Source organism: Zobellella taiwanensis (assembly GCF_003012795.1).
Lineage (GTDB): Bacteria > Pseudomonadota > Gammaproteobacteria > Enterobacterales > Aeromonadaceae > Oceanimonas > Oceanimonas taiwanensis.
In genome coordinates this window covers 138,151-164,341 of sequence record NZ_PXYH01000005.1, presented here as the reverse complement: position 1 = coordinate 164,341, position 26,191 = coordinate 138,151, and the positions used below count along the sequence as shown (strand labels likewise).

The 26,191-nt window shown below is 65.8% G+C and carries 23 protein-coding genes; 13 read left to right on the top strand and 10 right to left on the bottom strand.

Annotated elements, in window-relative coordinates:
* Positions 1–95: 95 nt before the first annotated feature.
* The gene (bepA, locus tag C7I36_RS05560) at positions 96–1,538 is read left to right on the top strand and encodes a beta-barrel assembly-enhancing protease (RefSeq protein WP_106452732.1); all 1,443 of its coding nucleotides are present in this window, start codon (positions 96–98) and stop codon (positions 1,536–1,538) included.
* 18 nt (positions 1,539–1,556) lie between these two features.
* Here bepA and C7I36_RS05555 read toward each other — a convergent pair whose 3' ends face one another.
* Complete coding sequence (locus C7I36_RS05555; protein ID WP_106452731.1) at positions 1,557–2,003, bottom strand: TlpA family protein disulfide reductase; 447 nt, start codon at positions 2,001–2,003, stop codon at positions 1,557–1,559.
* Between the two features lie 47 nt (positions 2,004–2,050).
* On the opposite strand from C7I36_RS05555, the gene arsC reads away from it, so the two are divergent.
* Entirely contained in the window at positions 2,051–2,401 is a 351-nt protein-coding gene (arsC, locus tag C7I36_RS05550; RefSeq protein ID WP_219899599.1) for an arsenate reductase (glutaredoxin), read from the top strand.
* Entirely contained in the window at positions 2,401–2,781 is a 381-nt protein-coding gene (locus C7I36_RS05545) for a DUF2069 domain-containing protein (RefSeq protein ID WP_106452729.1), read from the top strand. The genes arsC and C7I36_RS05545 overlap by 1 nt, the downstream gene beginning before the upstream one ends.
* 66 nt (positions 2,782–2,847) lie before the next feature.
* Here the strand turns inward: C7I36_RS05545 and hda are convergent, their stop codons facing one another.
* From hda to upp, 4 genes are all read right to left on the bottom strand, one after another.
* Positions 2,848–3,570, bottom strand: a complete 723-nt coding sequence (gene hda, locus C7I36_RS05540; RefSeq protein WP_106452728.1) for a DnaA inactivator Hda — start codon at positions 3,568–3,570, stop codon at positions 2,848–2,850.
* Entirely contained in the window at positions 3,563–4,528 is a 966-nt protein-coding gene (locus tag C7I36_RS05535; protein WP_106452727.1) for a DUF2066 domain-containing protein, read from the bottom strand. Before C7I36_RS05535 ends, hda begins: the two co-directional genes overlap by 8 nt.
* 65 nt (positions 4,529–4,593) lie before the next feature.
* Complete coding sequence (locus C7I36_RS05530; protein WP_106452726.1) at positions 4,594–5,862, bottom strand: uracil-xanthine permease family protein; 1,269 nt, start codon at positions 5,860–5,862, stop codon at positions 4,594–4,596.
* A gap of 55 nt (positions 5,863–5,917) precedes the next feature.
* A complete protein-coding gene (upp, locus tag C7I36_RS05525) occupies positions 5,918–6,544 on the bottom strand; it encodes a uracil phosphoribosyltransferase (RefSeq protein ID WP_106452725.1) in 627 nt (208 codons plus the stop codon).
* A 237-nt stretch (positions 6,545–6,781) separates the two neighbouring features.
* Here upp and purM point away from each other — a divergent pair, with 237 nt between their 5' ends.
* Both purM and purN read left to right on the top strand, forming a co-directional pair.
* Positions 6,782–7,819: a phosphoribosylformylglycinamidine cyclo-ligase gene (gene purM / locus C7I36_RS05520; protein ID WP_106452724.1), complete on the top strand. Its 1,038-nt coding sequence runs from the start codon at positions 6,782–6,784 to the stop codon at positions 7,817–7,819.
* Complete coding sequence (gene purN / locus C7I36_RS05515) at positions 7,816–8,454, top strand: phosphoribosylglycinamide formyltransferase (RefSeq protein WP_106452723.1); 639 nt, start codon at positions 7,816–7,818, stop codon at positions 8,452–8,454. The genes purM and purN overlap by 4 nt, the downstream gene beginning before the upstream one ends.
* A gap of 43 nt (positions 8,455–8,497) precedes the next feature.
* Here purN and C7I36_RS05510 read toward each other — a convergent pair whose 3' ends face one another.
* The 4 genes from C7I36_RS05510 to lpcA all read right to left on the bottom strand — a co-directional run bounded on the left by C7I36_RS05510 (position 8,498) and on the right by lpcA (position 13,180).
* Entirely contained in the window at positions 8,498–9,292 is a 795-nt protein-coding gene (locus tag C7I36_RS05510; protein WP_106452722.1) for a hypothetical protein, read from the bottom strand.
* Positions 9,289–11,697: a Lon protease family protein gene (locus C7I36_RS05505; protein ID WP_106452721.1), complete on the bottom strand. Its 2,409-nt coding sequence runs from the start codon at positions 11,695–11,697 to the stop codon at positions 9,289–9,291. The genes C7I36_RS05510 and C7I36_RS05505 overlap by 4 nt, the downstream gene beginning before the upstream one ends.
* Positions 11,698–11,810: 113 nt before the next feature.
* Positions 11,811–12,593, bottom strand: coding sequence for a class II glutamine amidotransferase (locus C7I36_RS05500; protein ID WP_106452720.1), 783 nt, complete (start codon positions 12,591–12,593; stop codon positions 11,811–11,813).
* Between the two features lie 5 nt (positions 12,594–12,598).
* The gene (gene lpcA, locus C7I36_RS05495) at positions 12,599–13,180 is read right to left on the bottom strand and encodes a D-sedoheptulose 7-phosphate isomerase (protein ID WP_106452719.1); all 582 of its coding nucleotides are present in this window, start codon (positions 13,178–13,180) and stop codon (positions 12,599–12,601) included.
* A 228-nt stretch (positions 13,181–13,408) separates the two neighbouring features.
* Between lpcA and fadE the strand changes: the two genes are divergently transcribed.
* The 7 genes from fadE to C7I36_RS05460 all read left to right on the top strand — a co-directional run bounded on the left by fadE (position 13,409) and on the right by C7I36_RS05460 (position 24,952).
* A complete protein-coding gene (gene fadE / locus C7I36_RS05490) occupies positions 13,409–15,853 on the top strand; it encodes an acyl-CoA dehydrogenase FadE (protein ID WP_106452718.1) in 2,445 nt (814 codons plus the stop codon).
* 141 nt (positions 15,854–15,994) lie between these two features.
* Positions 15,995–16,762 carry an ABC transporter ATP-binding protein gene (locus C7I36_RS05485; protein WP_106452755.1) on the top strand — a complete coding sequence of 256 codons (768 nt, stop codon included), beginning with the start codon at positions 15,995–15,997 and terminating at the stop codon, positions 16,760–16,762.
* 9 nt (positions 16,763–16,771) lie between these two features.
* Positions 16,772–17,674 carry an iron-siderophore ABC transporter substrate-binding protein gene (locus C7I36_RS05480; RefSeq protein ID WP_245880039.1) on the top strand — a complete coding sequence of 301 codons (903 nt, stop codon included), beginning with the start codon at positions 16,772–16,774 and terminating at the stop codon, positions 17,672–17,674.
* Positions 17,671–19,632 carry a Fe(3+)-hydroxamate ABC transporter permease FhuB gene (gene fhuB / locus C7I36_RS05475; RefSeq protein WP_106452717.1) on the top strand — a complete coding sequence of 654 codons (1,962 nt, stop codon included), beginning with the start codon at positions 17,671–17,673 and terminating at the stop codon, positions 19,630–19,632. Before C7I36_RS05480 ends, fhuB begins: the two co-directional genes overlap by 4 nt.
* Positions 19,633–19,828: 196 nt before the next feature.
* Entirely contained in the window at positions 19,829–21,946 is a 2,118-nt protein-coding gene (locus C7I36_RS05470; protein ID WP_245880038.1) for a TonB-dependent siderophore receptor, read from the top strand.
* A 125-nt stretch (positions 21,947–22,071) separates the two neighbouring features.
* Positions 22,072–23,526 (top strand): AAA family ATPase, encoded by a 1,455-nt coding sequence (locus tag C7I36_RS05465; RefSeq protein ID WP_106452716.1) that lies wholly within the window; start codon positions 22,072–22,074, stop codon positions 23,524–23,526.
* Position 23,527: 1 nt separating this feature from the next.
* Positions 23,528–24,952 carry a VWA domain-containing protein gene (locus C7I36_RS05460; RefSeq protein WP_106452715.1) on the top strand — a complete coding sequence of 475 codons (1,425 nt, stop codon included), beginning with the start codon at positions 23,528–23,530 and terminating at the stop codon, positions 24,950–24,952.
* Here the strand turns inward: C7I36_RS05460 and C7I36_RS05455 are convergent.
* Positions 24,949–25,383 carry a GNAT family N-acetyltransferase gene (locus tag C7I36_RS05455; protein WP_106452714.1) on the bottom strand — a complete coding sequence of 145 codons (435 nt, stop codon included), beginning with the start codon at positions 25,381–25,383 and terminating at the stop codon, positions 24,949–24,951. The two genes, C7I36_RS05460 and C7I36_RS05455, sit on opposite strands and share 4 nt — an antisense overlap.
* 78 nt (positions 25,384–25,461) lie before the next feature.
* On the opposite strand from C7I36_RS05455, the gene C7I36_RS05450 reads away from it, so the two are divergent.
* Positions 25,462–26,166 carry a (2Fe-2S)-binding protein gene (locus tag C7I36_RS05450; protein ID WP_106452713.1) on the top strand — a complete coding sequence of 235 codons (705 nt, stop codon included), beginning with the start codon at positions 25,462–25,464 and terminating at the stop codon, positions 26,164–26,166.
* The last annotated feature ends 25 nt before the right edge of the window (positions 26,167–26,191 follow it).

Genomic DNA, 26,191 nt, shown 5'->3' with positions numbered 1-26,191 from the left:
GCATTATCCCCTCCTTCGCCCCGCCAAACAATGCTTGTTCCGGCCGTACCGGCCGGTTATTCTGCTGGCAAACAGGCAGCAACAAGGTTTTCGCAATGGCTTTTCGCACCACCACAGCGGCCCTGGCCCTGGCCCTGGCCACCGCCCTGCCGGCCGCCGCCGACAACAGCCTGCCCGATATCGGCACCGCCGGGGTCAGCGCCATGTCGATCGAGCGGGAAGCGCGTTTCGGCCAGGCTTTCAGCCGCTTCGCCCGGGCCAACCAGCCGGTGGTGGACGATCCCGTGCTCAACGAGTACGTCACCGGGCTTGGGCTCAAGCTGCTGTCCCAGGCCGATTCAGTACGCTTTCCTTTCCGCTTCCTGCTGATCCGCGACGACAGCATCAACGCCAGCGCCTTCCTCGGCGGCGTGGTGCAACTGCATACCGGCCTGTTCCTCAATGCCGCCAATGAAAGCGAACTGGCCTCGGTCATGGCCCACGAAATCACCCACGTCACCCAACGTCATATTGCCCGCTATCTGGAATCCCAATCCCGCAGCACCCCGCTCACCATCGCCGGCCTGGTCGGCTCGGTGGCGCTGGCCGTGGTCAACCCCCAGGCCGGCATGGCCGCGCTGCAGACCACCCTGGGGCTCAAGATGCAGTCGGCCATCAACTATACCCGGGACAACGAATTCGAAGCCGACCGCCTGGGCCTGCGCCTGCTGTACAACGCCGGCTTCGATCCCAACGCCATGGCCACCTTCTTCCAAAAGCTGGCCGAGCAATACCAGTTCGCCAGCACGCCGCCCCAAATGCTGCTGACCCACCCGCTGCCCGCCAGCCGTATCGCCGAAGCCCGCAGCCGGGCAGCCGAATACCCGGTGCGCCAGTATGCTCCGGATCTGGATTTCCAGTTTGCCAAGGCCAGGATCATGGTGCGCTTCCAGCAGTCGGGAACCACAGAACTGCACAACTACTTCGCCCGCGCCGCCGGAAGCGGCGGCGACTGGCAGCCGGACGCCGCCCGCTACGGCCAGGCGCTCGCCCTGCTGGCGATCAACCGCAACGAAGAGGCGGAGCCGGTGCTCGCCGACCTGGCCGGCCGTCACGGCAGCAACACCTTTGTGCTCGATGCCTTGACCGATCTGGACAACGCCCGCAAACGCCACGACGCCGCCATCGCCCGGCTGCAGCAGGCCGCCCAGCGCCAGCCCGACAACCAGGTGGTCATGATCAACCTGGCCGACAGCCTGCTGCAGGCCGGCCGCCACCAGGAAGCGGCCGAATTGCTCGACGGCTACCTGCGCCGCCATCCGGAAAATCCCCTGGCCTGGGAGCTGATTGCCCAAGCCTACCGGCCGCTCAGCGACGAATCGGCCTTCCGCCAGGCCCAGGCCGAAGTGGCCGCGCTCAAGGGCCGCTACGAGGTGGCGGTGGATCAGATGGAGCTGGCCGCCAACCTGTCCCAGGACGCCATGCAGCGGGCGCGGCTGGGCGCCAGGCTGGAACAGTTGCGCCAGCAGCAGAAGGACTGGGATGCCCTGCGCAACTGATACTCCCTAACCCCGTCGTTATTCCCCCCAGTACAGCGCCCGCCAGTGGTCAATATGCTCGGGGTGCAGCTCTCCCCTGTGCTCGGCCGCCAACCGGCCGTCGGGATCGATCACAAAGGTGGTGGGCAGCACCCGCGGCAGTTCAAAGGGCCAAGGGCCTTCCAGCCCGGCCGCCACCGGCATCAGCATCCGGTATTTTTGCTGCAGTTCGCCCAGAGCCTGGGCCGGCAGGGCATCGAAGCTGACCGCCAGCACAGCGGGCTCGGCGGCCTCGCTCAGGGCGTTAAGCAAGGGCAGTTCCCGCAGGCAGGGAGCGCACCATTCGGCAAAATAATTGACCACCAGCCAACGGCCCTCGTAATCGTCAAGCGCCTGACGCTGACCGTCCGCCAGGGTCAGGGTGGCCGCTTCCCGGCACCCCGCCAGCACCAGCACCGCCAAAAACAGGGCATGATGTTTGCCCATATGCAGTCCCCTTCTATACAATGCCCGCAGCCTTGCCACAGGAGTGAATCATGAGTGTACGTATCTACCATAATCCCCGTTGCTCGAAAAGCCGGGAGACCCTGGCCCTGCTGGAACAACGGGGCCTGACGCCGGAAATTATCAAATATCTGGATACCCCGCCCGATGCAGATCAACTGAAGGTCCTGCTCGAGCAGCTGGGCATGCGCTCGGCGCGCGAGCTGATGCGCACCAAGGAAGAAGAATACCGGACCCTGGGCCTGGCCGAGGTGACCGACGAGGCCGAACTGATCGCCGCCATGGTCGCCCATCCCCGGTTGATCGAGCGCCCCATCGTGGTCAAGGGTGAGCGGGCCGCTCTGGGCCGTCCGCCCGAGCAGGTGCTGGACATCCTCTGATGACCACCGGACTCGCACGCAGGCTGGCGCTGGCCGGCTACCTCGGGCTGATTGCCTGGGTCGGGCTCTGGCACGGGCTGATTTCTCCCCACCCGGAGCTGGGCCCGGGCTTTATGCTGATGCTCTGGCTGCCCTGGCTGTTCATCCCCATGGCCGGCATGCTCAGGGGCAACCCCTATACCCATGCCTGGGCCATTTTCCTGATCATGCCCTACTTCCTGCACGCCCTCACCCTGCTGTGGGTGGATGAGGGCGAGCGATGGCTGGCACTGGTGGAGTTGCTGCTGGCCAGCACCATGTTCGTGGGCAATATCTACTACGCCAAGTTCCGCGGCCGCGAACTCGGCCTCAGCATCCGCAAGAAGAAAAATCAGAATTAGGGACTCGGGACTCGGGACCAGTAATAGTGGCTCTCGAATCCCCAGTCCCTGCCTTGGCGTACCGCCCTACAGTCCCAGGATTTCCCGGGTAAAGGGCAGGCTCAGCTTGCGCTTGGCCTGGAAAGAAGCATTGTCGAGCAGATCAAGGGCGGCCAGCAGGGTACTCATGTCCCGGGACAGGCGGCTGAGCAGCAGCCGGCCTACGTCGGTAGGCAGCTTGAACCCTCGCAGTTCGGCACGCAGTTGCAGGGCGCCGAGCTTGCCCTCGTCGTCCAGCGGCTTCAACTGGTAGGCGACCCCCCAGTCCAGGCGCGAGGCCAGATCCGGCAACAGCAGTCCCAGGTTGCGGGAAGCCGTGCTGGCGCTTACCACCAGCGAGCCGACGCCTTTTTCGCGCCGGCGGTTGAAGAAATTGAACACCGCCCGCTCCCACTCTTCCACTCCGGCGATGGCATCGAGATTGTCGAGGCAGACCAGTGGCAGCAGCTCCATGCCGTCGAGCAGGCGCGGCGACATCTGCCGGTGGCGCTCCAGCGGCAGGCTGGCGGCGGCATGGCCGCAGGCATTGACCTCGGCGCAGGTGGCGTGCAGCAGGTGCGAACGGCCGCCGCCGGCCTGGCCCCAGAGGTAGATCACCTCTTCGCCCTGGCCCACGGCGGCGTTCTTGAGCGCGGTCAGCAGTTGGGCGTTGTCGCCGGGATAGAAGCTGGCAAAGGTCTCGTCATCCGGCAACTGCATGGCCAGGGCGAGCTGCGCCGGCTGTCCCTCGTCCTCGTCTTCCTTATTCAACCTGGCTTCCCGTCCACCGATACATCCGCTCGCCCTGTGCCGTCAGGCCGCTACCGGCCAGCGACCGCAACACCGCCTCGGGCGATGCCGACAGTTGCAGCCTGATCCTGGCCTGATCGCCGGCGCTGTCCAGCAGCAAGGCCCGGCCAACGCCCTCAAGCTCCGCCAGGCGTTGCTCCAGGCGGACGATATCGGCGAACTGGCGCAGCCCGGATACCACTATGGTCAGTTCGCCCGGGCCATCCTGGCCCGGCTCCAGTGCCTGGGCCGGGCGGGGGTTGTCGGGCCGGGGCGGTTCGCGTCCCGCGGCTGCCGCAATCCAGTGGCGATTAACCGCGGCCAGCACGCCGGCAGGCGAGTCTTCCTCGCCCCCGGCCAGGGGGCTGTCTTCACCGGCGGCGAACAGTTGCCAGTGCCAGCGCGACTGGCCCGCCTCAACCGCCAGCCAGTGCCCGGCCCCATAGCGGCCACTGGCCCCGGCCAGGACGCCGGCATCGAACAGCCGTTGCTTGTCGATATCCATGTGCTCCTGCAGATCCCACAGCGGCCACAGCAGCGGCATCGGATACTGCTGCTGTGCCCGCTGCCAGGCGGCGTCGGCTTCGCTCCGGGCCTGGCCCTGCTCGATCAGCCACACCAACAACGCCGGACGCGGCTCGGTCAGCACCGCCAGCCCGGCGCTCTGGAGCAACGGCAGCAGCGCGTCTGGGATGAAGGCCACCCGGTAGCCGCCGGTCGAGCGTTCGTCTCTGTGGTAGCGCTCCCATTCACGTACGATTTCCTCCTGCACCCAGGACCTCCGCTCGCCGGTCAGTCGCTCCAGCACCAGGCCCGCCGCCTGTTCACGGGCCTGCTCAAGGCGGTAGGGGGCGGTATCGAGATGAACCTCGAACACCGATTGTGCCTGGCTGGCAGCAGAAAACAGTACCATCAGCATCAGAAACAGTTTTTTCAGCATGACGTCGCCATCGTTAACGGAGCTTGACGCTCATGATAACCAGAGATCCTCGATCATGGCCAGAATCAATGGCTCCGGGAGCGGGGCAGCACCAGGTTCAGCAGTATGCCGATGATGCCGCACAGGCTGATGCCCTGCAGGCTGAAATTACCGATGCCGAAGGCCATGCCGCCAATGCCAAACACCAGGATCACCGCCACTATGCACAGGTTGCGCGCCTGGGACAGATCCACCTGGTGCTTGATCAGGCTGTTGAGGCCGACGGTGGCGATGGAGCCGAACAGCAGTATCATGATGCCGCCCATCACCGGGGTGGGGATGGTCAGCATCAGGGCGCCGAACTTGCCGACAAAGGCCAGCACGATGGCAAAGCCCGCCGCCCAGGTCATGATCACCGGGTTGAAGTTCTTGGTCAGCATCACCGCCCCGGTCACCTCCGAATAGGTGGTATTGGGCGGCCCGCCGAACAGGGACGCCGCGCCGGTGGCCAGGCCGTCACCCAGCAGGGTGCGGTGCAGGCCGGGTTTTTTGACGTAGTCCTTGCCGGTGACCGAGCTGATGGCCAGGATATCGCCGATGTGTTCGATGGCCGGGGCGATGGCCACCGGGATCATGAACAGCACCGCCTGCCAGTGCCATTCGGGCGCGACAAAATTGGGCAGGGAAAACCAGGCCGCGTCCTTCACCGGGGTAAAGTCCACCACCCCGAACCACAGCGCCAGGCCATAGCCCACCGCGATGCCGGCAGTAATGGGCACCAGCCGGAAGATGCCCCTGGCCATGGTGGACACCAGCAGGGTGGTGACCAGGGAGCCCAGCGACAGCCACAGGGCCACGTCCTGCGGCATCAGCTCGGCGGCACCGTCGCCGGTCTTGCCGATGGCCATGTTCACCGCCAGCGGCGCCAGGCCGAGGCCAATGACCATGATCACCGGTCCCACCACCACCGGCGGCAGCAGCCGGGTGAGCAGGGCGGTGCCGCGCCAGCGCACCAGCTGGCTGAGCAGCACGTAAACGGCGCCCGCCGCCATCAGGCCACTCATGGTGGCGGGAATGCCCCAGGTCTGCACCCCGTAGAGGATGGGGGCGATAAAGGCAAAGGAGGACGCCAGGAAGATGGGCACCTGGCGCTTGGTGCACAGCTGGAAGATCAGGGTACCGATACCGGCGGTAAACAGCGCCACGTTCGGGTCCAGCCCGGTGATCAGCGGCATCAGCACCAAGGCGCCGAAGGCCACAAACAGCATCTGGGAACCGGCCAGGGCCTGGCGCAGGGGAGTATTGGCCACCGCCTGGCCGGCGGCCAGGGCGTCGGTTTGCTCTGCAGGAGTCATTGTCATCAACCTTGGATAAACGGAAAAAAACCGGCCTCAGCCGGTTTTGCCTTGATTACTTGGTGCCAAAAATCTTGTCGCCCGCATCGCCCAGGCCGGGAATGATGTAGCCGTGCTCATCGAGCCGCTCGTCGATAGAAGCACAGTACAGCTCCACATCCGGGTGCGCCTGTTCCAGGGCCTTGATGCCCTCGGGCGCGGCCACCAGCACGATCACCTTGATCTGGTTACAGCCCTGTTGTTTGAGCAGGTCGATGGTCGCCACCATGGAGCCGCCGGTGGCCAGCATGGGATCCACCACCAGTGCCAGCCGTTCTTCGATATGGCTGACCAGCTTGTTGAAATAGTGCACCGGCTGCAGGGTTTCCTCGTCGCGGTAGACCCCCACCACGCTGACCCGGGCACTCGGCATGTGCTCCAGCACGCCGTCCAGCATACCGAGGCCGGCGCGCAGTATGGGCACCACCGTCACCTTCTTGCCCTTGAGCTGGTCCACTTCCACCGGGCCGTTCCAGCCGTTGATGGTGGTCTTTTCGGTTTCGAAATCGGCGGTGGCCTCGTAGGTCAGCAGGCTGCCCACTTCCTTCGCCAGTTCACGAAAGCGTTTGGTGCTGATGTCGGCTTCCCGCATCAGCCCCAGTTTGTGCTTCACCAAAGGGTGTTTTACCTCAACGACTTTCATCAACCCGATCTCCCGACGTATAAAAAAACCGCGGAATGCTAGCATAAAATAGCGTCCTGCGGCAGCCGCACAGGGAAACTTTTAGCAAACGATTGTCTTCCCCGCTCCCGGGCTGCTCACGGCTGTGGCACTGGCCAGCCCATTAAATTAGAATAGCGCCCGAATACATCAGTACCAGCCGGAACAGGCGCCCATTGTCCCCGCCGGCCTTTGAATCCAAAAACAAGGTGATCCCCCGTGACGCAGAACAAACCCCTGAGCTACAAAGACGCCGGTGTCGACATCGATGCCGGTAACGCCCTGGTTGAACGCATCAAAGGCGTTAGCCGTCGTACTCAACGCCCGGAAGTGATGGGCGGACTCGGGGGCTTTGGCGCCCTGTGCCAGCTGCCCACCGGCTATAAAGAGCCGGTGCTGGTGGCCGGCACCGATGGTGTAGGCACCAAGCTGCGCCTGGCCATCGATCTCCAGCGTCACCAGGGTGTGGGCATCGATCTGGTAGCCATGTGCGTCAACGATCTGATCGTGCAGGGCGCCGAGCCGCTGTTCTTCCTCGACTATTACGCCACCGGCAAGCTGGACGTGGACACCGCCGCCGACGTGGTTACCGGCATCGGCGCCGGCTGCGAGCTGAGCGGCTGCGCCCTGATCGGCGGCGAAACCGCGGAGATGCCCGGCATGTACGAGGCCGGCGACTATGACCTGGCAGGATTTTGTGTTGGTGTGGTCGAAAAAAGCGGCATTATCGACGGCTCCAAGGTGGCCGCCGGCGACGCCCTGATCGCCCTGGGCTCGAGCGGCCCCCACTCCAACGGCTACTCTCTGATCCGCAAGATCCTGGAAGTGAGCGGCGCCGACCTGAACCAGCCCCTGGGCGAAGGCACCCTGGCCGATGCCCTGATGGCCCCCACCCGCATCTACGTCAAGCCGGTGCTGGAGCTTATCAAGCAGTTCGATATCCACGCCCTGAGCCACATCACCGGCGGCGGCTTCTGGGAAAACATTCCCCGGGTGCTGCCCGCCAATGCCAGGGCGGTGATCGACGGTGCCAGCTGGCAGTGGCCGCAGGTATTCCAGTGGCTGCAGCAGGCCGGCAACGTGGAAACCTTTGAAATGTACCGTACCTTCAACTGCGGAGTGGGCATGATCATCGCCCTGCCCGCCGAACAGGCCGAGGCCGCGGTCCAGTTTATGCGGGATGCCGGTGAAAACGCCTGGCTGATCGGCCGCATCGACGCCGCCGCCGAGGGTGAAGAACAGGTCGAGATCCAATGAAACGCATCGTCGTACTGATCTCCGGCAGCGGCAGCAACCTGCAGGCGCTGCTCGATCAGGCCGCCGCCGCCCAGTTGGGCGGCGATATCGTCGCCGTGATCAGCAACAAGGCCGAGGCCTACGGCCTGGAGCGCGCCCGCATTGCGGGCGTGCCCACCGCCGCCCTGTCCCACAGGGATTACGCCGACCGGGAAAGCTACGATGCCGCCCTGATGGCGCTTATCGACGGCTACCGGCCGGATCTGGTGGTGCTGGCGGGCTTTATGCGCATCCTCACCCCCGGTTTTGTGCGCCACTACCAGGGCCGCATGCTCAATATCCACCCCTCGCTGCTACCCAAATACCAGGGCCTGCACACCCACCGCCGCGCCATCGAAGCCGGCGACGAGGAGCACGGCTGCAGCGTGCACTTCGTCACCGAGGAGCTGGACGGCGGCCCCGTGGTGCTGCAGGCGCGGGTGCCCATCTTCGAAGGGGACGACGAAGCCGCCGTGGCCGCCCGGGTGCTGGTGCAGGAGCATGCCATCTATCCGCTGGTGGTGCGCTGGTTCTGCGACGGCCGGCTGGCCATGATCACAGGCAAGGCGGTGCTGGACGGCACCGAGTTGCCCGCCCAGGGCCACGCCGAAGACTGACCCAACACGCCCTGCCGCCCCGCGGGCGACAGGGCGCGCCTGCTTACGGCCGCTCCGGCCCTATGTCATCCTCCCGCTCCGGTGCCACCAGCAAGGCGGCATTAATTCCCCTCATCCGGGCGCCGGCCAGCAGGGTGCTGTCCTGATGCAACACCAGCAACGAGGCCCTGTCGGTGGCCACCGCCAACAACGCGGCCAGGGTCCAGCCACCAAGGGGCAGCATGGCGTCCGCCAGCCCGAGCGATGCCAGCACCGGCTCCAGCCCGGCGGCCTGCTCCGCCGGCACGGCAAGCCACAGGGGCAACCGCCCCTGGCGGGCCAACCACCGGGCCCGGAGCACAACCGGCAGATCCCGGCCGGCATCCTCGAATACCGCCAGCACCAGCTCTGCGGGCCGGAAGCGGCGACTCAGCACCAGCCGCGATCCCCCCGATGCCGGCACCTCAGCCAGTTCATCCCCCGGATCGAGCACCGCCACCTGCACCTCGCCCGGCTCCGGGAGCGATGCTGCCTGCAGCCGATCCCGCCGCCCAGACACCATGTCCAGGCTCCATTCCAGGGCACTGTGGCGACCGAGCTGCTCCAGCCGCTGGCGGATATGCTCGTGCCGGCGGCGCAGTTGCAGGCGCAGCCGCTCCGGCTCCAGCGACCGCACCCGGCCTGTGGTCAGGCTCACCTCCCGGGTGCAGGGCAACTCGGCCGAACGCAGCAGGCTTTCGTCCTCGATAAAAACGGCGCGCAGCCGGGCCCCGTGCCGGGCGGCGAACTCGGCCACCCGTTCCAGCATCTCCAGCTCGGCCTGGCTGAGATCCAGATACCATACGATATGCCTGATCATACTTCCTTGTCCGGGCCCTTGGCCCCGTCCTCCTGCTCTGCCGCCTTTTGCCGGCGCTGCACTTCGGCCAGTGCCTGCAACCGCTGCTGCACCAGGCCGTTGACGGTATCGGCGGGATAGTTCCCCTGCGGGTCCGCCTCCCCCACCACCATACCGCTGAGCAGGGCCAGCGCCTCGTCCAGGTGCGCCACCGCATAAATCCTGAACCGCCCCTCGGCCACCGCCCGGCGCACCTCGCGGTTGAGCATCAGGTTGTCTTGATTGGCGCCGGGGATGATGACTCCCTGCTCCGGTGCAAAGCCCCGCGCCCGGCAGATATCGAAAAACCCCTCAATCTTCTCGTTGACCCCGCCGATGGGCTGTACCTGGCCGAACTGATTGATGGAGCCGGTCACCGCCAGTGCCTGGCGCAGGGGCACCCGGCCGATGGCGGAGATCAGGGCGCAGCACTCCGCCACCGAGGCGCTGTCCCCCTCGATCATGCCGTAGGACTGCTCGAAGGCCAGGCTGGCGGACACCGCCATGGGTCCTTCCGGTGCGTAGCGATGGCTCAAAAAGCGCGACAGGATCAACATGGCCTTGGCGTGGATGGCACCGCTGAGCTTGGCCTCCCGCTCGATGTCGAGCACGGCGCCGGAGCCGAGCCGGGCGGTGGCGCTGATCCGCGCCGGCTGGCCGAAGCGGTAGTTGCCCAGATCCAGCACCGTCAGGGCATTGACCTGGCCCACCACGGTGCCGTCGGTGTCGATAAACTTGCTGCCGCGCAACACCGACTCCTCCATCCGCCGGTGAATGCGCGAGGCCCGTGCCCGGGCGGCGTCCAGCGCCTGCTCCACCGCCGCCGCATCTATGCTGGTGCGGCTGCCGTGCTCGGCCCAGTAATTGGCCTCGTGCAGAATGTCGGTCAGTTGCTGGGTCAGCGCCGACAGCCGTTGCTGATCTTCCGCCAGCCGGCCCGAGTGCTCAATCAACCGGGCCACGCCATCCCGGGTGAGCGGCCGCAGATCCTGACGACGCGCCAGCCAGCCGATGAAACGGGCGTAGCGTTGCAGGTTTTCGCTGCTGACCTCGATATCATCGTTGTAGTCCGCCTGCACCTTGAACAACTTGCCGAAGTCCGGATCATAGGCGGCCAGCAGGTAATAGAGCTGGCGATCGCCAATCAGCACCACCTTGAGATCCATGCCGACCGGCTCCGGCTCCAGGGAAATGGTGCTGGCCAGGCTGTAGAAACGTTCCAGGGATTCGATGCGAATCTCCCGGGCGAATAAGGCCCGTTTGAGCACCTCCCAGGCCATGGGTTGCTGCACCAGTTTGCGCACGTCCAGGATCAGGTAACCACCATTGGCCCGGTGCAGGGCGCCGGCCCGGATTAAGGTGAAGTCGGTAACCAGGGCGCCCTGCTGTACATGGTGTTCAACCCGGCCGAGCAGCCGGGCCAGATTGGGCCAGTCTTCATAGATCACCGGGGCGCCGCTGGTATCGGCGTTGTCCACCAGCAGGTTGAGCTGGTAGCGGGCCAGCAACTGGGCGGGCAGCTCCCCTTCGCGCATATGACCGAGCAGCAGATTGACGTTGCCGCTCAAATCCTGCTGTATGGCCTCCAGATGGCGGATCACCGGATCGCAGCCACCGTATTCCCGGCGCAGTTCATCGATGGCGTTACCGCCGGCGAACATCACCATCTCTTCATTCAGCCACTGGATATGCAGCTGGGTTTCGCGCCGCCAGTGGGGGAACTGCTGCAGCACCTCCTGCAGCCGGGATTCGACCCGGGCGATGGCCTGCTCCAGGGCGGAGCGCTCCGCCTCCGGCAACTGGCGGAAAGCGCGGGCATCCAGTACGTCTTCACCCTTGCGCGGCGCCAGGGTAAAGCCGGTGGGGGTACTGATCAGGGCGACCTGCTCGGCCTTGGCCAGGGCCTTGATTTCGGCCAGGGCCGCCGCCTGGCGCTCGGCCAGCTGCTGGTTGAGCTCCTCCAGCCGGGTGCGGTACTCCTCGGTTTCAAACACCGCCGGAATACTCGTCAACAGTTCTTCAACCAGCTTTTCCAGGCTGGCCCTGAAACGCCGCCCCACCCCGGCGGGCAGGCTCAGCAGCGCAGGTCGTACCGGATCGTCGAAACGGTACACATAGCAAAGATCCGGCGGTACCGGCTCGTGGGCCGCCCGGCCGGACAAAAAGCGCTGGATAAGATCGTGCCGGCTGCAAGGTTCCGGCGCCATCATGTAAATATTAAAACCCTGACTGCGAATACCGGTGCCGAAGGACAGCGCCTCCAGCAGTTGCTCCTGGCCGACCAGGGCACCATTGTCGGTCAGTTCATCGGTGGTGGCAAAAGTGAAAACAGCCTCGTCGCAGGCACGATAGAGCCGCTCCGGGGCCAGGGGGGAAACAAAGGTCATGGCTTGCCTCGCTCAACGGTAATGTTGAAAGCGTAGCCAAGATTGCCCCAAAAAAGGGGTCGGAGTCATTTTCTGATGGAAAATGACTCCGACCCCTTTTTTGGGATTGACGGCTAGGCGCCGTTGCCGGCGATACGTTCGCCCAGGTGGAAGAGGTTGAACTCGCCGGGCTGCATCTTGTGCCACTGTTCGTTGTTGGTGAGCGGCTGGGTGGCGATCACGGTAACAATGTCGTTGGGGGTGGTCTCCTGCTGGAAGTCGATTTCCACCTCTTCATCGATCAGGCGCGCCGGGCCGAAGGGAGCGCGGCGGGTGATCCAGTGCAGGTTGTTGCTGCAGTAGGTCATCAGGTATTCGCCGTCGGTGAGCAGCATGTTGAACACCCCCAGGGCGCGCAGCCGGTCGCACAATGTGGCCACGTGGCGAAACATGGCCGCCATGTTGCCGGGCTTGCGCGGATATTTGCGCTCCAGTTCGTGCAGTATCCAGCAAAAGGCCAGCTCGCTGTCGGTGTCGCCCACCGGCTTGTGCCGGCCGGTTTTCAGCTTGCTCTTATAGCCGCTGAGCTGGCCGTTGTGGGCAAAGGTCCAGTAGCGACCCCACAGCTCGCGGGTGAAGGGGTGGGTGTTCTCCAGGGCGATACCGCCCCGGTTGGCCTGGCGGATATGGCTGACCACGGCACAGCTCTTGATGGGATATTCCTGCACCAACTGGGCGATGCGCGACTGGCTGGAGGGCTGGGGATCCTTGAAGGTGCGCACTCCCTTGCCCTCGTAGAAAACAATGCCCCAGCCGTCCTTGTGCGGGCCGGTGCGCCCGCCCCGCTGCATCAGGCCGGTAAAGCTGAAGCAGATGTCGGTTGGTACGTTGGCGCTCATGCCCAGCAGTTCACACATGGCGCTTACCCTTGCTCCATCTCTTTTTCTACCAGCTGGATCAGGATGTGGATAATCTTGATATGCACCTCCTGGATGCGATCCGCATAACCGAAGTGGGGCACCCGGATTTCCACGTCCGCCAGGCCGGCCATCTTGCCGCCGTCCTTGCCGGTGAGCGCTATCACCTGCATGCCCTTGGCCCGAGCCGCTTCTATCGCCTTGAGGATATTGCCGGAGTTGCCGCTGGTGGACAGGCCGAACAACACGTCGCCCTCGCGGCCCACCGCTTCCAGGTAGCGGGAAAACACGTACTCGTAGCCGAAGTCGTTGGACACGCAGGAGATGTGGCTGGGATCGGAAATGGCGATGGCCGGGTAGCCGGGACGGTTTTCCCGGTAGCGGCCGGTCAGCTCCTCGGCAAAGTGCATGGCATCGCAGTGGGAGCCACCGTTGCCGCAGGAGAGCACCTTGCCGCCGGCCTTGAAGCTGTCGGCCAGCAGTTTGGCCGCCCGCTCGATGGCGGCGATATTGGCGTCGTCGGCCAGGAAGCGGTTCAGCACCTCGGCGGCTTCGGTGAGTTCGTTGCGGATCAGATCCTGGTACATGAAATGGCCTCTCACTTGCGGTAAAGGGGCATTTTGGCACAAGTGGCCAAAGTCGGGAAGCGGAGAGCCGGCAGGCTGGAGCCCGCCGGAACGGCGGTCTTCCAGACCCGGCTCAGGATATACACTTTGATAACGACTGCGCAGCTTGATTTAAACACTCGTATGAATTACAACTAGGCAAAACAAGCAGGTCAGACCTCTTACCTAACAGAGTACAAGGAGTCGTTTATGGTTACCGCATTGCTGCTGCTGATCACCTGGGGCACCCTGGCCTATCGCCAGAGCCGGCTGGTGACGGCGTCCCTGCTTACCGCCCTGATCCTGGCCATCGGTACCCTGCTCGGCGAGGTGGGCCCGCTTGTCTGGCTGCTGTTCGCTGTCGTGGCCGGGGTGCTCAACCTGCCGGCCCTGCGCCACGGCCTGCTGAGCCGGCCGCTGTTCAAGGTATACAAGGGGCTGATGCCGGAGATGTCGCGCACCGAGAAGGAAGCCATCGAGGCTGGCACCACCTGGTGGGAAGCCGAGCTGTTCCGTGGCAAGCCCGACTGGCAGACCCTGCACAACTATCCCCGCCCCCGCCTGAGCGAGGAAGAGCAGGCCTTCCTGGACGGCCCGGTGGAGACCGTATGCCGCATGACCAACGACTGGGAAGTCACCCACGAGCGTGCGGATCTGTCGCCGGAAGTCTGGGCCTACCTGAAAGAACACAAGTTCTTCGCCATGATCATCAAGAAGGAATACGGCGGCCTCGAATTCTCCGCCTATGCCCAGTCGCGGGTACTGCAAAAGTTGTGCAGCACCAGCGCCGTACTGGCCTCCACCGTGGGCGTGCCCAACTCCCTCGGCCCCGGCGAGCTGCTGCAGCACTACGGCACCAAGGCGCAGAAAGACCATTACCTGCCGCGCCTGGCCCGGGGCGAGGAAATCCCCTGCTTCGCCCTCACCAGCCCGGAGGCGGGCTCGGACGCCGGCGCCATTCCGGATTATGGCGTGGTGTGCTTGGGCGAATGGCAGGGTAAAGAGGTGCTCGGCATGCGCATCACCTGGAACAAACGCTACATTACCCTGGCCCCGGTGGCCACCGTGCTGGGGCTGGCGTTCAAGCTGCGCGACCCGGAACAGCTGCTGGGCGGCGAGGAAGAGCTCGGCATCACCTGCGCGCTCATCCCCACCAGTACCCCGGGGGTAAACATCGGCCGCCGCCACTTCCCGCTCAACGTGCCCTTCCAGAACGGGCCCACCCAGGGCAAGGACGTGTTCGTGCCCATCGACACCATCATCGGCGGCCAGGAGATGGCCGGCCAGGGCTGGCGCATGCTGGTGGAATGCCTGTCCGTCGGCCGGGGTATCACCCTGCCCTCCAACGGCACCGCCGGCAGCCGGGTGTCGGCCCTGGCCTCCGGCGCCTACAGCCGCATCCGCCGCCAGTTCAAGTTGCCCATCGGCAGGATGGAAGGCATCGAAGAGCCGCTGGCCCGCCTGGGCGGCAACGCCTACCTGTCGGACGCGGCCAGCATGCTCACCGTGACCGGCATCGATCTGGGCGAGAAGCCCTCGGTGATCTCCGCCATCGTCAAGTACCACCTCACCGACCGCAGCCAGCGCAGTATTATCGACGCCATGGACATCCACGGCGGCAAGGGCATCTGCATGGGGCCCAACAACTACCTGGCCCGGGGCTACCAGGGCGCGCCCATCGCCATCACGGTGGAAGGCGCCAATATCCTGACCCGCAGCATGATCATCTACGGCCAGGGTGCCATCCGCTGCCATCCCTACGTGCTGGCGGAGATGCTGTCGGTGCAGGAGCCGGACGCCAAAAAGGCGCTGGCCCAGTTCGACCGGGCCCTGTTCGGCCATCTCGGCTTCGCCCTGGGCAACTTCGCACGCAGCGCCTGGTTCGGCCTGACCGGCGCCCGCCTGAGCCCGGCGCCGGTGAAGGACGCCACCGCCCGCTACTACCGCCAGATGAACCGGCTGTCCGCCAACCTGGGCCTGCTGTCCGACCTGGCCATGGCCACCCTGGGCGGCGAGCTCAAGCGCAAGGAGCGCTTGTCGGCACGCCTCGGCGACATCCTCAGCCAGCTCTACCTGGTGTCCGCCACCCTCAAGCGCTTCAACGACGAGGGCCGCCCGGCCGAGGTGCTGCCGCTGGTGCACTGGGCCTGCCAGGACGGCCTCTACCGGGCCCAGGTGGCGCTGGTGGAGCTGCTCGACAACTTCCCCGCCCGCGGCCTCGGCAGGGTACTCAAGCTGCTACTGATGCCCTTTGGCGCGCCGCTCAAGCGCCCCTCCGACCGGCTGGATCACCAGGTGGCCCGCCTGCTGCAAACCCCGGGCCTGGCCCGCAACAGCCTGGCCGGTGACCTCTACCTCACCGCCGAGGAAGGCAACCCGCTCGGCATGCTGGAGCAGGCGCTCACCGACATCCTGCGCGCCGAGCCGGTGTTCGACAAGGCCACCAGGGCCGTCGGCCGCCGCCCCTTTACCATGCTCGACCAGCTGGCGGAAGAAGCCCTGGCCGCCGGTGCCATCAGCCAGGAGGAAGCGGCCCTGCTGACAGCGGCGGAAGCCAGCCGGCTGCGCACCATCAACGTGGACGACTTCGATCCGCTGGAGCTGGTGGTCAACAAAGCCAGCTTCGACGACTCCATGCTCAACAAGGCCGCCTGAACGGCACACCGGTAAAAAGCCCCGCCCCGCGCGGGGCTTTTTGTTTTATCCTGCCTGCAGCAACGCGGCGACAAACCGCTTGATAATTGATAATCAATATCACTATCATAAACACCATTGCTTACCAACCTTTCCTTTATCATGCTGGAACTGCAAGGTATCCGCGTACACCGCGATAACAGGACCATTTTAAGCCTGGACGAGCTGTCCCTGGCGGCGGATGCCTTTACCGTCATCCTCGGCCACAACGGCTCGGGCAAGTCGACGCTGATGAAGCTGCTGGCCCGGCAGATGCCGCCGGACGAGGGCCGCATCGCCCTCGACGGCCGGCCCCTCGGCCACTATTCCCAGCGCGAATTCGCCCGCCGCATCGCCTTTCTGCCCCAGCGCCTGCCGGAAGTGGCCGGGCTGAACGTGCGCGAGCTGGTGCGGCTGGGCCGGTTTCCCTGGCGCGGCATGCTGGGCCGCTGGCAACGCGCCGACCATGCCCTGGTGGAAGAGGCCATGAGCCATACCCGGGTCGGCCAGCATGCCGAGCACCAGGCCGATCTGCTCTCCGGCGGCGAGCGCCAGCGGGCCTGGGTGGCCATGCTGCTGGCCCAGCAGTCGCCGCTGTTGCTGCTGGACGAGCCCACCTCGGCGCTGGATCTCAGCCACCAGTACGAACTGCTCAAACTGCTGCAAACCCTCAACCGGGAGCAGGGCCGGGGGGTTATCGTGATCCTGCACGATCTCAACCTGGCGCTGCGCTTCGCCGATCGCATCGTCGCCCTGAAACGGGGCCGGCTGCTGTTCGACCGCGCCCCGGCCGAGCTGATGTCGGAGCGGCTGCTGTCCGAGCTCTATAACATTCCCATTCGCCTGATCGACCATCCGGACCAGGATGAAAAGATCGCCGTTGTCGCCTGAGTCATGTTGATGAACACACCCCTTACCCTGTTGTTGCTCCTCCTTGCCGCTTTCAAGGCGCAGGCCATTGACGTTACCGACAGCCTGGGCCGCCACGAATTCACCTCTGCGCCGCAGCGGGTGGTCGCCCTCAACTGGGCCGCCGCCGAGCACCTGCTGGAGCTGGGCGTCACCCCGCTGGCGGTGGCCGACGTCACCGGCTACCGGGAATGGGTGGTGCAGCCGGCCCTGCCCGCCGGGGTCGAGGACGTCGGCATGCGCCAGGAGCCCAACCTGGAGCGGCTGGCGGAACTCAAGCCCGATCTCATCATCAGCGGTGACCAGCAAGGGGATCTGGTGCCCCGCCTGTCCCAGATAGCCCCCGTGCTGCACTTCGAGAGTTTCAGCAGCGGGCACAACAACGCCGAGGCCGCCCGCCGGGTGTTCCTGAGCCTGGCCAGGGTGCTGGACCGGGAGGAGCGGGCCGAGCAACGCCTGGCCGAGCTGGAGCAGGGCTTCGACCAACTGAAGGCCCGGCTGCACGCCCACTTCGGCGACACCTTGCCCAGGGTGACCGTGGTGCGGCTGATGGACAGCAGCCATGTGCGCATCTACGGCGACAACGGCATGCCCCAGTATGCCCTGGAACGCCTCGGTATCGCTCCCGCCCTGCCCCAGCCGGTGAGCCAGTGGGGCCAGGTGCAGAAAAAGCTGACCGATCTGGGCGCCATCCGCGACGGCGTGGTGCTCTATATCGAGCCCTTCCCCGAGGCGGACAAGCTGTTCGCCACCCCGCTGTGGCGGGCCATGCCCTTTGCCCGTGCCGGCCGGCTGGCGGCGGTGCCCTCCACCTGGACCTACGGCGGCGTCATGTCCCTCGGCTACCTGGCCGACAACCTGACCCGGGCCCTGCTGAGCGTGCCGAAGGAATGAGCCGCTACCTGTTGCTGCCGGCCGCCCTGCTGGCGCTGGCCCTGTTGCACCTGCATCTGGAGCCGACGGTCCCCCTCGCCGGGCAATGGGCCCTGCTGTGGGGCGCCGAGCCCGAGCAGTTCGCGGAATTCCAGTTTTTCTACAGCGCCCTGCCCCGGGTGGCCATGGCGCTGCTGGTGGGCGGCGCCCTGGGACTTTCCGGCAGCGTCTTGCAGCAGCTCACCCAGAACCGGCTGGTGTCGCCCATGACCCTGGGCGCCTCGTCCGGCGCCTGGCTGGCGCTGGTGTGCGCCGCCGTCTGGGCGCCCGCCCTGGCGGCCAGCCACGGCCACTGGATTGCCCTGCTGGGGGCGGCGCTGTCGGCGGCGCTGGTGCTGCTGATCGCCGGTCGCCACGGCATCCGCGGCCTGCCGGTGGTGCTGGCGGGCATGGCGGTCAACCTGCTGCTGGGCGCCCTGGCCTCGGGGCTGGTGCTGCTCAACGATCAGTACACCCGCAACCTCTTTATCTGGGGCGCCGGCGATCTGGCCCAGACCGACTGGCACTGGGTGCTCTGGCTGCTGCCCCGGTTGCTGCCGGTGGCGGTGGCTCTGGCGCTGTTCGCGCCCCGGCCGCTGACCCTGCTGCGCCTGGGAGACGACGCCGCCCGCGCCCGGGGCATGAGCCTGTGGCCGGTGCTGCTCGCCCTGCTGGTGGCCGCGCTCTGGCTGAGTTCGCTCGCCACCACCGCCGTCGGCCTGATCGGCTTTATCGGCCTGCTCACCCCCAACATGGCGCGCTTTTTCGGCGCCCGCACCGCCCGCGACGAGCTGCTCTTTTCCACCCTGCTCGGCGGCCTGCTGCTGCTGGCCACCGACGCTATCGCCCTGGGCTTCAGCCGGGTTTCCACCGATCTGGTGCCGAGCGGCGCGGCGGCGGCGCTGATCGGCGCGCCCGCCCTGTTGTGGCTGCTGCGCAGCCGGATGCATGCCCAGGATCAGAGCGCCATCCGCCTGCCCGGCGAGCGCTGGCGGGTCACCCGGAGTCATTGGCTGGCGGTGGCGACCGCCATCCTGGCCCTGCTCCTGGTCAACCTGACCCTGGCGCCCGCCGGCCAGGGCTGGCAGTGGTCCTGGCCCGATGAGCTGCTGTGGTCGCTGCGCTGGCCGCGCCTGCTCACCGCCGCCTGCGCCGGCGCCGGCCTGGCGGTGGCCGGGGTGATACTGCAGCGGCTGATCCGCAACCCCCTGGCCAGCCCGGACATCATGGGCATCTCCGCCGGCGCCACCCTGGCGCTGGTGCTGGGGGTGCTGCTCGGCGGCAACTCCATCCACGACGGCGGCCCGCTACTGGCCTTCGGCGGCAGCATGGCGGTGCTGGCCATACTGCTGCTGCTCGGCCGCCGCCACGGCTACGCCCCGGCGATGATGGCGCTGGTGGGCATCGCTCTCGCCGCCTTCCTCGACGCCCTGCTGCAGTTCACCCTGGCCAAGGGCAACGATCAGGTGTTCGCCATCCTCGGCTGGCTGTCGGGCTCGACCTACCGGGTGAGCGAAGCCCAGGCCGGCTGGCTCACCGCCGGCATACTGCTCACCTGGCTGCTGGCCCTGGCCTCGGGCCGCGGCCTGACGCTGGTGTCCATCGGCGACGGCATCGCCCTCGGCCGCGGCCTGGCCCTGGATCGCACCCGGGTGCTGCTGCTGGTGCTGGTCTCGGTGATCTGCGCCCTGGTCACGGCGGTGATGGGGCCGGTGGCCTTCGTCGGCCTGCTGGCGCCGCACATGGCGAGCCTGTTGGGCGCGCGCAAGGCCGGCAGCCAGCTGCTGCTGGCCTCCCTGCTCGGCATGGCGCTGATGCTGCTGTCGGACTGGCTGGGCCGGGTGCTGCTCTACCCCATGCAGCTGCCCGCCGGCACCCTCGCCTCCATCATGGGCGGCAGCTACTTTATTTACCTGCTGGCCCGCAAGCGGGCGGTGTGAGTACCGCGGCCGGCCCCTGGCCGGTCGCCTGAATGCCTGCCCGGAAACGGGCGGTTAACGACGGGATAAAAGCGCGCGGCGCTGTTCCGGCCGCTCCGGCGGCCAGCCACCGACATGCCGGCACCAACGCGCCCAACACAATAAATACGAACTATTTACTTTTATGTTTATATAATTAATCAGGAGAAATCAGGACATGCCGTTTCAGAAGAAACATATATCCCGGATGATAGCCGCCCTGCTCGCCACCGGCACCCTGGCGCCCGCCCTGGCCCAGGAGGCGCTGGTGCTGAGCACCGTGACCGTCAACGCCGAGCGCGAGAACGACGTCACCGAAGGCAGCGACAGCTACACCACCAAAAACAGCCGCACCGCCACCAAGCTCAACCTGTCGATCCGGGAAACCCCGCAGGCGGTGTCGGTGACCACCCGCACCAAGATGGACGACTTCGCCCTCAACGACGTCAACGCGGTGCTCGACAACACCAACGGCGTCAATGTCGAGCGGGTCGAAACCGACCGCACCTACTTCACCGCCCGCGGCTTCGACATCACCAACTTCCAGTTTGACGGCGTCGGCGCGCCCCTGGTCTACGGCAACGTCTCGGGCGATCTGGACACCGTCCTCTACGACAAGGTGGAGGTGCTCAAGGGCGCCAACGGCCTGATGAGCGGCGCCGGCCAGCCCTCCGCCACCGTCAACTTCGTGCGAAAGCGCCCCACCCAGGAATTCCAGGCTTCGGCCAGGGCCAGCGTCGGCTCCTGGGACTACCGCCGGCTGGACGGCGACATCTCCGGCGCCATCAGCGAACGGGTCCGCGCCCGCCTGGTGGTGGCCGGCCAGGAGAAGGAGTCCTACCTGGATCGCTACCAGCAGCAGCGCGGGCTCTTCTACGGCGTGGTGGAAGCGGATCTGACCGACAGCACCCTGCTCACCCTGGGCCACAGCTACCAGCAGAACAACGCCGACAGCCCGCTGTGGGGCTCGCTGCCGCTGTTCTACAGCGACGGCACCCGCACCGACTACAGCCGCTCCGACAGCAGCGCCGCCGACTGGGCCTACTGGGACGTCAAGGATAACCGCAGCTTCGTGGAGCTGGCCCAGGAGCTGGGCAACGGCTGGAGCGCCAAGGCGGTCTACTCCCACGTGGAAAACGAGTCCGACTCCGAGCTGTTCTACGTTTACGGCAACCCGAATCGCGCTACCCAGGCCGGGGTGTTCAGCTACCCCAGCCAGTACCACTTCAAGACCCGGCAGGACATCGTCGATCTCTATGCCTCCGGCCCCTTCACCCTGGGCGGGCGCGAGCATGAGCTGGTGGCCGGCGCCGGCTGGTCCAGGGCCAACACCCGGGATCACTCCTGGCACGGCGATACCCTGGGCACCGAAGTCGGCGATCTGCACGGCTGGAACGGCAACTATCCCAAGCCCGCGTTCACCATCGACGGCGGCGGCAGCAACTGGACCGACAAGGAGACCAGCCTCTATACCGCCGCCCGCTTCAGCCTGACCGACGACCTCACCCTGCTCGCCGGCGCCCGGCTGTCCAACTGGGACAGCCACGGCACCAGCTACGGCAAGGACAAGGTCAACGAATATAACGGGGTGCTGGTGCCTTACGCCGGCCTGGTGTACGACCTGAACCTGAACTATTCGGCCTACGCCAGCTACACCGAGATCTTCACCCCCCAGTTCGAGATCGACGCCAACGGCGACCGACTCGACCCCATCGAAGGCCACACCATCGAGACCGGCCTCAAGGGCGAATGGCTCGACGGCCGGCTCAACGCCAACCTGGCGCTGTTCCGCACCGAGCAGAGCAATGTGGCCGAAGTGGCGGGCACCAGCGGCACCACCACCCTCTACCTGGCGGTGGACGGCATGACCAGCAAGGGCGTGGAGCTGGAGCTGGCCGGGGAAATACTGCCGGGCTGGGAAGCCAACGCCGGTTACAGCTACGTGGACATCGAGGACAACCAGGGCAACGGTGCCAAGCGCTACACCCCCAGCCAGCTGGTCAAGGTCGCCACCAGCTACCGGCTGCCGGCCATGGAGCAGCTGAAGGTGGGCGCCAACCTGAAATGGCAGGACGACATCGAGGCGCTGGACGGCAACGGCAACCTGGCGAAGCAGGACAGCTACGCCCTGCTCGGGCTGATGGCGAAATACGAGTTCACGCCCCGGCTTGCCGCCACCCTCAACATCCACAACCTGACCGACGAGAAATACCTCACCAGCCTCTACTGGGGCGCGGATCAGGCGTTCTATGGCGCGCCGCGCAACGCCAACCTGTCGGTCAACTGGCAGTTCTGAGCCCCTTGTCTCTCATGCCACCGCCGGTGCCCCGCACCGGCTTTTTTGATCCCGGCTGGTCAGACTCGGCTTTTTAAGTACAATAATTGCAACTTCTTAATACAATATCATCACAGGCTGGGCACATGGATGTAAAAAACCGTATCGCCGCATTGATCGAACACCTGCAGCAGGGGCTACTGGAGCGGGAAACCCCGGCCCGGCTGGCCCTGTTGGCAGCCCTTTCCGGCGAGCACCTGCTGCTGCTGGGCCCGCCCGGCACCGCCAAGAGCGAGCTGTCGCGCCGGCTGTACACCCTGATGGCCGATGGCAGCTATTTTGAACGCCTGCTCACCCGCTTTTCGGTGCCGGAAGAGCTGTTTGGCCCGCTGTCCATCAAGGCGCTGGAGCAGGACCGCTACCTGCGTCAGACTCAGGGCTACCTGCCGGAAGCTTCCATCGCCTTTATCGACGAAATCTTCAAGGCCAACAGCGCCATTCTCAACAGCCTGCTGACGCTGCTCAACGAGCGCCAGTTCGACAACGGCAACGAGCGCCTGCCGGTGCCCCTGGTGTCGGTGATTGCCGCCAGCAACGAGCTGCCGGAAGGAGCCGAGCTCAACGCCCTCTACGACCGTTTTCTGTTGCGTTATCAGGTGGCCCCGGTGGGCGACGAGGCCTTTACCGCCCTGCTCACCCTGAGCCACAGCTATCAGGCCCCGGACCCGAGCCTGCGCCTGACCGGCGAGGAGCTGGCTGCGCTGCGCAAACATGCCGAACAGCTGCCCCTGTCGCCGGCGCTTATTCGCCTGCTGCACAGCCTGCGCCGTTTTCTGGCCGAGCAGGACATTCCTGTGTCCGACCGGCGCTGGCGCAAGGTGGTCAAGCTGCTCAAGGTGTCGGCCTGCTGCAACGGCCAGCCACAGGCGGATCTGCTCGACGCCTGGCTGCTGCCCCACTGCCTGTGGCAACAGCCAGAGCAGCAGGGCCGCCTCACCGACTGGCTGCACGAGCACATTGCCGCCGATCCGGGGTTCAGCCCGCAACTGGTGAGCGAGCTGGTGGACAGCTGGCAGGAACGGCTGGATCAGGACGCCGATCCGGTGCTGCCGTCCCTCAATGAGCAGGGCTACCAGCTGTATCTGGACGAACAGGGCCAGCCGGTGATCGAGGCCAAGGGCCAGCGGCAAAAGCGCAACGAGTCCGGCCAGCTGCTCTATCGCCAGCCCCGGCTGCCCGATGCGGTGTTTACCGAGCAGGAAATTCGCAACCTCGGCGGCAACCGGGATCAGTATCAGCCGCTGATGGAAAGCTACCAGCGTCCCAGCGCCCTGCAGCCCAAGGCCTGGCCCGCCAGCCACCTGGCTTCTCGCCTGCGCCAGCTGGATGAGCGCATTGATGAGCTGGCCCGTTATCTCGAATGGCTCGACACCCAGCAACAGGGTCTGGGCCAGCGTCTGCGCCAGCACCTGTGGCTGAGCCCGGAGCTGGGCGAGCGTGCCCGCGTCCAGCTGGAGCAGCAACAGGCCGCCCTCAGCCGCCAGCACGAGCGGTTGCAGCAACTGCGCCTGGCCTTTGCCGAACTGCCGGTTGAAGGCTGAGATGGCGCCCGCCTACACCGCCGGCCTGGCCCCCCTGAGCGAGCTGCCCGACAGCCTGTTCAGCCTGGTGGTCACTCACCCCCTGGGCAGCCTGCTGCCCCGGGCCAACCAGGTGCTGGCCATGCTGAGAGAGCTCGGGAAGGGCCGGCTGCCGTCCCCCGGCGGCTGGCTCGGCACCAGCACCGAGCGGCGCATTCGCCAGTTGCTGGTGCGCTCCAGTGCGCTGGAATACTGCAAGGACACTCCGGACGTGGCCCGGGCCATTGTGCAGGACGTTTTGCTGGTGCTGGAGCAGGTGGAGCTGGCCTGGCCGGGCACCGCCGGCCTGCTGTGTCAGCAGGGCATCACGCCCGAGCGGGCCGAGCGCCGTGCCCGGGCCCGCCACACCCGCCGGGCCATCAACAAGCTGGCAGAGCAGTGGCAGCAGCGCATCAGCCTGTGGCAAGCGCTGGATGATGTGGCCGAGGAATTCGGTATAGCCCCGGCCATCGGCACCGACAAGGACAGCGGCCACCTGCGGGACAGGGCCTGGTTTGATCTGATCAGGCTGTCCCGCTGGGTGGCGGACATTCGCCAGTTGCAGAAACTGCTCAAACTCATGGGCCAGCAGCGCCCGGATCCGGAACAAAGCGCCAGCTTAAGCCAGTTGCAGCAAATGATGAGCCCGCGCGACAATGGCCCCCGGGAGCGGCGACTACCGGGCATTCCCATGGAAACCCAGGGCATTACCCGCTCCGATAACCTGTCGCGCATGCTGCCACTGGAGGCGGCGCTGCTGGGACACCCGTCATTGCACATGCTGTGGCACGCCCGCCGGGCCGAGCAAAGCCTGCTCAGCTACGCCGTGGCCGGGGTGATGCCCATTGACGCCGGCAACGACTGGCCTCTGCCCCGGGCCGGCAAGGGCGAAGGGCACGGCAAGGGCAGCCAGCAGGGCCCCCTTATTCTGTGCCTCGACACCTCCGCCTCCATGCACGGCCTGGCCGAGCAGGTGTCCAAGGCCATGGTGCTGCAGGCCCTGCGCCTGGCCAAACAGCAGCAGCGGGGCTGTATGGTGTATCTGTTTGGCGGCGCCGGTGAACTGCTGGTGCTGGACAACCAGACCCTGACCCTGCCCGAGCTGCTCGACATGCTGCGCGGCTCCTTCAGCGGCGGCACCGATGTGAGCACCCCGCTCACCGCCGCCCTCACCCGGCTGCAGCAGCAGGAGTGGCGCCAGGCCGACATTCTGCTGGTGAGCGACGGCGAGTTTGAAGTCTCCCGGGAGCTGCAGGCTCAGGTGGAGCACGGCAAGGAGGCGCTGGGGGTTCGGCTGTTCGGCCTGCAGCTGGGCTACGCCACTGCCCTGCACGCCATGCGCAAGGTCTGTGATCTGGTGCATCTGTTCAGCGACTGGCGCAGCCTGGAGCAAGCGGCCCGGGCTTAAGCTTTCACCATCAGCAGCCGGGGTTCACCGGGGCCGAAGTAATCCTCTTCCCGGCCGGCCTCGGCAAAACCCAGACTTTGGTAAAGGTGCAGCGCCGGGTTGTCGGGCAGGACCGTCAGCTTGATGCGCCGGCAGCCCTGCCCCTCAAGGGCGTTCACCGCCGCCCGCAGCAACTGCCGGCCCAGCCCTTGCCCCCGTGCTGCTGGTGCTACCGCCAGCGACAATATCCAGCCCTCGGTCGCGGCTTCCCCCCGGCCCGCCAGTACGTAACCCAGCAGTGCATTGCCACGCTCGGCCACCAGCAAGGAGCCCGGCCACAGATCCCAGGCCTGGCGCAGAAAAAAGTCCGGATAGCCGTGATCGCCAAAACCATCTCGCTCCAGCCCGTGCACTGCGGTCAGATCCTTTTTGACTGCCGTCCTGATGTTCATCCTTCCTCCCGGATCATCCCCTGTTTATTTTGTTAATAATAAGAATTATTATTATTTTTTGTTTTTAATGGTTTCATCATGTCCGCTTTTCAATTACACCTGAGCTATCGCCGGGCTCTGGAAGAAGACGCCGCCGCCGGCCTCGCGGAACAACTGCCCCGCTTATCGAACGGCCGGGGGGCCACACCACTGGAACAGTGGCTGGCTCAGCCCCTGGCCCAGGTTGAGGCCGGACCGGGCAAGGTGCCCCTGTCCCTCGCCCACAAACGGTTGTGCGGCCTGCTGCTGCTGCCTTTGGCCTGCCAGTGGCTGCTCGATGGCCAATTGCCCGACCTGTCCCCGTGCCGCCTGTCGCTGGATCCCGGACAGGGCCATGCCGAGGATGGTCGGGGCTCCGGCATCGCCGCCCTGCAAACCCTGGTGCACGCCATCAACCGGCACTTTCGCGGGCACAAATTGCCACCCCGCATCATCGCCAGCAACAGTGCCGTTTACCTGGCCGCCCCCTGGACCCGGCTCGGCATGGCCCTGCCCGAGCCGGCCCGTTTCGAGGCTCCGGCACGGCAATGGATGGCGCTGTTTGGCGACGACATTGCCGGGGCCATCGACTGGGCCCACTTTCACTGGCCCGACCGGCAATTGTTGCTGCCGCACCGTAAAGACTGCTGCCTGCGCTACAAGGTATGCAATGGCGAGCTGTGCGGCACCTGCAATCGTTACAGCCGCGAGCAAATGGCCGCTAACCTGAGGCAATGGCTGGATAACCAGATCACCACCGGTTAAAAAACAGACAGTTCTCATCCGTGCG